This is a genomic window from Mucilaginibacter sp., from assembly GCF_036383575.1.
Taxonomy (GTDB): Bacteria; Bacteroidota; Bacteroidia; order Sphingobacteriales; family Sphingobacteriaceae; genus Mucilaginibacter.
Genome location: NZ_DASVOB010000574.1, coordinates 1 through 7,113, shown reverse-complemented (window position 1 = coordinate 7,113; position 7,113 = coordinate 1). Strand labels below are relative to the sequence as shown.

At 43.0% G+C, this 7,113-nt stretch carries 6 protein-coding genes; all 6 read left to right on the top strand.

The features are described 5' to 3' along the window. Positions 1-957: DNA polymerase IV (locus VF500_RS20605; RefSeq protein WP_330861483.1), on the top strand; the 957-nt coding region annotated here is incomplete at its 5' end. A gap of 361 nt (positions 958-1,318) precedes the next feature. Continuing rightward, the gene (locus VF500_RS20600; protein WP_330861482.1) at positions 1,319-2,536 is read left to right on the top strand and encodes an acyltransferase family protein; all 1,218 of its coding nucleotides are present in this window, start codon (positions 1,319-1,321) and stop codon (positions 2,534-2,536) included. A gap of 9 nt (positions 2,537-2,545) precedes the next feature. Next, the gene (locus VF500_RS20595) at positions 2,546-3,589 is read left to right on the top strand and encodes a sensor histidine kinase (protein WP_330861481.1); all 1,044 of its coding nucleotides are present in this window, start codon (positions 2,546-2,548) and stop codon (positions 3,587-3,589) included. 3 nt (positions 3,590-3,592) lie between these two features. After that, complete coding sequence (locus tag VF500_RS20590; protein WP_330861480.1) at positions 3,593-4,291, top strand: LytTR family DNA-binding domain-containing protein; 699 nt, start codon at positions 3,593-3,595, stop codon at positions 4,289-4,291. 280 nt (positions 4,292-4,571) lie between these two features. Next, entirely contained in the window at positions 4,572-4,811 is a 240-nt protein-coding gene (locus tag VF500_RS20585; protein ID WP_330861479.1) for a hypothetical protein, read from the top strand. Positions 4,812-4,815: 4 nt separating this feature from the next. After that, on the top strand, positions 4,816-7,113 hold a 2,298-nt coding region (locus VF500_RS20580), incomplete at its 3' end, for a hypothetical protein (RefSeq protein ID WP_330861478.1).

Below are 7,113 nucleotides of genomic sequence, written 5' to 3'. Positions count from 1 at the left end.
TCACACGGGCGGTATGGGGAGGCCTCGCGGGAGGTTACACAGATCATTCATGATACGGTGCCTTTGTACCAAAAAACGTCGGTTGATGAGTTTTATATCGATTATACCGGCATGGACCGCTTTTATGATTGCTATCACGAAGCAAGCAAGCTAAGGCAGAAGATTATAAAGGAAACCGGTCTGCCTATTTCTTTCGGTATGGCATCCGGCAAAACCATAGCTAAAATGGCTACCAACCAGGCCAAGCCCAACGGACAAATGTTTATAAAACATGGCGATGAACTGAAATTTCTGGCCCCCCTGAATATCGGTAAGATACCAGGCTTAGGAGAGAGCACCTGCAATAAGTTATATCAATATGGTATTGAAAAGATAGGGGATCTGCAGCGTACCAATATCCGCTTCCTCGAAACCATTTTCGGGAAATACGGGCATTCCCTTTGGGAAAAAGCCAATGGAATAGATCATAGCGAAATTATTCCTCACTCCGACAGGAAATCCATCAGCACAGAGCATACTTTCCATACCAACGTGGCCGATCATCGCACGCTTGAAACTATCCTGGTATCGATGACTGAGGAGCTGTCCTCCAAACTCAGGAGAGAGAACAAACTTTCATCATGCCTGGCTATTAAGTTGCGCTATGGCAATTTTGAAACACATACCCAGCAGCAAAAAATAGCGCTCACCGCCGCAGAGCATATCCTGATTCCCGGTGTGAAAAACCTGCTTAAAATGGCCTGGGATCAGCATAGGCCCATCAGGCTTATAGGCGTACGGCTGAGCGATCTTTGTACCGGCAGCTACCAGATCAATCTGTTCGAGGACAACGAGGAACGCATCAAACTTTACCAGGCCATGGATCAGATCAACTTTAAGTTTGGCGATAAAACCGTTTGCAGAGCGGCAGGAATGGAGATCGGGACGAGGAATTTTAATCCGTTTATGCGGGGCTGACCGTTGATTATTTCTGATTGCGTTGATTTCGCTGATGCGTTTTATGTTTATAAAAACATAAGATTCTACAGCTGCCGCTTGGCTCCAGCCGAGTGGCAACTATCAAGCGGCCTCTGGCCGCCGTGAGAAATTTTCTAAGCCAGTGGCCGGTGTTTTAGCCGTACCACATATTTGAGCTTCTAAAGTCTTATTTATTATGGTGCGGTGAAAACACCGACCATAAGCTTAACTTTTTCTTAAGCCCTCCCCTTGGGAGGGTTGGGTGGGGTTTTCAACCAATGGTCAAAGGTTTTTTACCGTTGGTCAAAGTAATTTTATGGGGCGAAGAGCAGTGACTTCTTTTGATCAAAAAGAAGAAATTATGGAAACCACACAACGTCAAACTTACCTCGATTGGTTGAGGATACTATCCATATTGGGGGTGTTATTTTTTCATTCGGCAATGCCTTTTGTTGCCGAGGATGGCTGGCACATAAAGAATCACGAAACCAGCAACCTGATGATGGAATCAAATCATTTTTTGCACCTTTTTCGCATGCCGCTGCTCTTTTTTATTTCAGGTACCGTGAGTTACTCCATGATGCAGCGGCGTTCTACACTCAGTTTCATAGGTTTGCGTTTCCGTCGGCTTTTTATTCCGCTTTTGGTGGGCATGTTCATCATTGTTCCACCGCAGATATACATGGAGCGTTTAGCCAATGGCTACAAAGGATCATTCCTGGATTTTTATCCAAGTACATTTAGCTTTCAGCCTTATCCTAAAGGCAATTTTAGCTGGCATCACCTTTGGTTTATAGCCTACCTGTTTATTTATGATTTAATTTTCGCGCCTATATTCGCCTGGATGATCTCGCCCAAAAGCAATGCGTTTAAACAAAAACTGGCGGTTTTGGCAGAAGGGAAATGGGTTTACTTGTTGATGCTGCCCGGAATCCTGTGGTTTACTTTCACCAGCTGGGATTTACCCGAAACCAACGATCTGATCCACGACGGCAGTTACTTTGTTTACTGGCTATTATTCCTGCTGGCAGGTTTTATTTGTATCCTTCAGCCTAAACTGATGGACAGCCTGGAGCGCAATCGCCGGTTTGCTTTGATCATCGGTTTTTTAAGCCTGATGACCTGGGAAGTAATGCGCTGGAACGGCGTTGAACCGTTACATCCCCACTGGCCTTTTCAAAATATTGCATTTTCCTATGCCTTTACTGCTTTGCGGCCGATCATTGCCTGGGGATGGGTATTGGCGCTGGTTGGCTATGGCAAGCATTATTTTAACCGCAGTCATAAAGTGCTTAATTACTTAAACCAGGCAGTATATCCCTTCTATATTTTGCACCAAACAGTAATTGTTTTGATAGTATATTACATTGTGCAGGTGAAAAATGAAAGTATCCTTTCAAAATACATTTATACTGTGGGGATTACCTTTTTTGTAACCGTGCTTATGTATCATTTGTTGGTACGGCCTTATGCGCTAACCAGGTTTTTATTTGGTATGAAACCAAAAGAAAAAATCAGTGCCGTGCCGAAGATATTGGAGATAAAACCTGAACCTGTCCTTTCTGCCTTAAATTTGTAATTTGCTGATATGAAATTTTTTCGGAAATATATTTTCCCGGCAGTATATGGCCTATTAGTATATTTTACCATCAGGCTGTTACATGATACCGACGTTGGCCAGCATTTTTGGAAAAGGGATTTTTATGTCAATGGCATTGAGATGGCCTGTTCCATATTGGTTGGCTATTTGGCCATCTATCTTTTTGAATGGCTTTTCAGGTATTATGACAAACACTGGGCAGGACAATTATCCTATCGGGACGTAGCACGGGAGTTGGCCATATTGGTAGGTGTAAACCTGGTATTGGTAAACGTAGTATTTGTTCCGATGGATATGGCCCTGCACGTAACCCAGGGGATAAGGGAACTGATGCCCTGGGCGGATGTGGCCGATATTAATATGATACCTACTTTGTACGCTATTGTTTATTATGGCATTGCACGTAGCAGTACCTGGCTAAAGGCCTACGTAAATAATAAGATGCAGCTGGAAAAATTGACCAACGACCAACTGGAAACCGAGCTGAAGTTTTTAAAGGCGCAATATCATCCGCATTTCCTGTTCAATGCTTTGAATACTATATATTTTCAAATGGATGACGATGTTCCCGGCGCAAAAAAAAGTACCGAGTTATTGTCGAGCCTGTTGCGTTACCAGCTATATGATCAGCAACAGCAGGTACCTGTAAAACAGGAGTTGGAATATCTTGAAAATTATATCCGGCTTCAGCAGATCAGGGCAAGCAGCAAAATGAAGCTCAGTGTTAATTTTGACGGAAGTTTAACTGATCGGCAGATCTATCCGCTGCTTTTGCTGCCGTTAGTCGAAAATGCCTTTAAATATATAGGCGGAGATTATAAAATAGTTATAGAAGGATGCATAACCGACGGTAAATTTGTTTTTAAAGTTTATAACGATGTACCGGCAAATATGAAAGCTCCTGATAATTACAGTGGTATTGGCCTGGAAAATCTAAGCCGGAGGCTGCAGCTGCTTTACCCTGATAAACATCAGTTAACTACGGGTCGCGAAGGTGACCATTATACAGCAATACTTCAATTAGAAATTTAAAAAATGGCCTTAATCAGCTGCATTATTACCGACGACGAGCCCTTTGCCCGCAAAGGCCTGGAAGGCTACGTTACAAAAGCCGGCTTTTTTGACCTGAAAGCACAATGTGAAGACGCGATGGAGCTGGGAGCCTTACTGGCTCAACAACCTGTCGACCTGCTGTTTTTGGATATCCAGATGCCGCACTTAACCGGCGTTGAGTTTATCCGCTCGCTGCCCAATCCGCCAAAAGTGATCTTCACCACCGCTTTTAAGGAATATGCTACCGATGGTTTTGACCTGGATGTGCTTGACTATCTCCTTAAACCTATTCCTTTTGAACGCTTTATGAAGGCTGCATTTAAAGCCAAGGATTATTTTGACCTAAGAAATAACGCAGGTAGTGTCGATTACCTTTTTGTTAAAAGCAACGGTAAGCTCGAAAAGATAATTTTTGATGAGGTGCTGTTTATCAAAGGCATGGAAAACTATGTAGAGATTTACACCCCGGCGCGTAAGATTATAACCCATAGTACCCTGCGGGCTTTTGCCGAAAAATTGCCTTCGCGTAAATTCATGCAAACGCATAAATCATACATTGTTGCTAATAATAAAATTACGTCGATAGAAGGGAATATGCTGAATATTGGCACGTTTGAGGTCCCGATCAGCAGGCAGCTTAAAGATCAGGTAATGCATACGCTTATTAATCAGTCGAGGTAGCAATCACATTTTTAACAATTAGGATAAGAAATTTTTACACGAATTGCTTTTTACACTTGCCACAATTAATCGAATTACACTAATTTTTCGATGACGTAAATTTGAAATTCGTGTAATTCGATTAATTCGGAAAAATTAGTGTGAAAATTTCTTATTTGTACGCCTCTTCTCAGCATTTACTTTAAAGCAATTTCTCTTATAATATTGAGCGGTATTCGTGTATAATTAAAACTATTTTGTAATATGCATTATTCTACTATTGCATTATTTACAAAACCTCATGGGCGGCAAAAAACTGTTCAAAGCTTTATCCTTTTTTTTAACGGCAGGCTTGTGCTTCGCCGTCAATATTTCATATGCCCAAACACATGGCGATAGTGTTAAACTTGCTATCGAGCCATCTTATAATAATGTAAGCGGTACCCACCAGTTTTTTTTAGGAGATAATTACCGCAAGCTTTGGGCAGCGCCTGTTACCCTGCCTGTATTTCATCTTGCTGCTGAAAAAGGGGGGGCTTAAAATATTGCAGAGGGGTGGAGGGAAGCAAACCAAATCACTGCGCCTTCAGGATCCTACCGGGCAGCAATGGGTATTGCGTACCATTCAAAAATATCCCGAAAAAGGTTTACCTGTTGATCTGCGGCCGACTGTAGCTAAAGATATCCTGCAAGACCAGGTATCGGCCGCTCATCCCTTTTCTGCCCTTACAGTACCACCGCTCGCCGAAGCGTTAGGCGTTCCGCATTCAAACCCTAAAATTGTTTATGTTCCCAACGACCCCGCTTTTGGCGAGTATCAAAAAGATTTTGCCAACCAGGTTTTTTTATTTGAAGAACGGGAACCGCTTGATGCGGAGAAAACTGATAATACCGAAAAGGTACAGCGTAAATTACAGGACGATAATGATAACCGAGTTGATCAGAAAATTGTGCTGCGCGCCCGGTTGCTGGATATGCTCTTGGGCGATTGGGACAGGCATGAAGACCAATGGCGTTGGGAAAAAATAGATGGCAAACATGAAACCGTTTATGAACCCGTTCCCCGCGATCGTGACCAGGTGTATTATAAAACATCGGGTGTGTTGCCCTGGATAGTAGCGCATCAATGGCTCAAATCAAAATTTCAGGGTTACAGTGGCGAGATCAGGGATATTAATGGATGGAATTTTAATGCCCGTTATTTTGACCGCTATTTCCTCAACCAGTTGAGTGAAGATGACTGGAAAGAGCAGATAGCCTACGTGCAAAGCAAACTGACCGATGACCTGATCAAAAAAGCGGTGCATTTAATGCCCGATATCATCTACAAACTTTCGGGGCCGGAGATCATCAGCAAAATGATAGCGCGGCGTAATATTCTGCAAAAACAGGCGCTTGAGTATTATAAATTTATCTCCATATACGTTGATGTCCCGGCGAGCGATAAAACGGATAAGTTCACCATAGTCCACGAAAGTAATGGAGATATCAGCCTTACGATAAACAAGATAAAGAAAGACGGCAGTGTTGATAAAATAACTTACCAGCGTACTTTTAAGCCCGATGTTACCAAAGAGATAAGAATGTATGGTTTTGATGGTGACGACCTTTTTACGGTAACTGGTTCAACGCCATCGCCCATAATAGTTAGAATGATAGGCGGGGAGGGGATGGATACCTTTGCTGTTGACAGTAGCTTGCATAATAAAGGTAAAACCTATATTTATGACCGCTCGGATCAGAAGAATGTACTTCCTTCATCATCGCTGGCTAAAAATCGTACGTCGACAGATACAACTGTAAATAGTTACGATAAAACCAGCTTTAAGTTCGACAGGTTTGAGCCCATCATCCTGGCCAATTATAGCAATGATATCGGTATTTTACTGATAGGTGGCTTCTCATATGAGCGGCATGGTTTCCGTAAGGAACCCTATGCTTTCAGAGAAGAGTTTTTGACCAATTATTCACTGGAGCGCAAATCATTTTTGTTTACCTACATGGCCGACTGGAAAAAGGTCATCGGCGAAAATGACCTGAAGATCAACCTGCTTTCGCGCGGGCCAAGTAACCTGAGCAACTTTTTCGGGATAGGTAATAATACCGTTTTTGAAAATGAAGGCGACAGGAAGATCTCCTACTATCGTAACCGCTATGACTATGTTACAGGCGATGTTTCCCTGCACCGCGATTTTGGGAAACTGCATGTAAGCGCAGGCATTGCAGGTCAGTTTTATAACAGCAAGGCATCCAACAATACCGAAAGATTTTTGAATGGCTATAATGCCGCTTTCCCTAATGAGGAAGTTTTTGGGACAAAAGTTTACGGGGGCTTAACAGCTAACGCAACGGTGAATACCCGCAATAAACTGATCATCCCTACGCAGGGTATTTTATGGACAACTACTGTAAGCGGCTTCAGTGGTGGCGGTTCGGGAAATCACAATACCTATGGGCAGGTATTATCTGAGTTTAGTTTTTATTTAAACCCCGATAGGGACTCGGTATTGGTAATTGCCAACCGCACTGGTTTAGGTACTACGGTAGGGAACGCCGCGTATTTCCAGCAGATGAAACTTGGCGGGGCACAAAACTTCCGGGGCTTTCACACCAACAGGTTTACCGGTAAAACAATTGCTTATAATAACCTCGAGTTACGATTAAAGGTTATGGATTTTACATCGTACCTATTGCCCGGCTCATTTGGGTTGATAGGGTTTAATGACGTGGGCAGGGTATGGGTTCCCGGCGAATCGTCAGACAGATGGCATGACGGTTATGGTGGTGGCTTATATATCATCCCTGCTCAGCTGGTGCTGATAGAAGCTGTTATGGGTTTTTCA

Excerpts from the sequence above, each read along its gene's own strand:
- VF500_RS20600 (WP_330861482.1), top strand. The coding sequence starts at position 1,319 with ATGGAAACCACACAACGTCAAACTTACCTCGATTGGTTGAGGATACTA.
- VF500_RS20595 (WP_330861481.1), top strand. The coding sequence starts at position 2,546 with ATGAAATTTTTTCGGAAATATATTTTCCCGGCAGTATATGGCCTATTA.
- VF500_RS20590 (WP_330861480.1), top strand. The coding sequence starts at position 3,593 with ATGGCCTTAATCAGCTGCATTATTACCGACGACGAGCCCTTTGCCCGC.
- VF500_RS20585 (WP_330861479.1), top strand. The coding sequence starts at position 4,572 with ATGGGCGGCAAAAAACTGTTCAAAGCTTTATCCTTTTTTTTAACGGCA.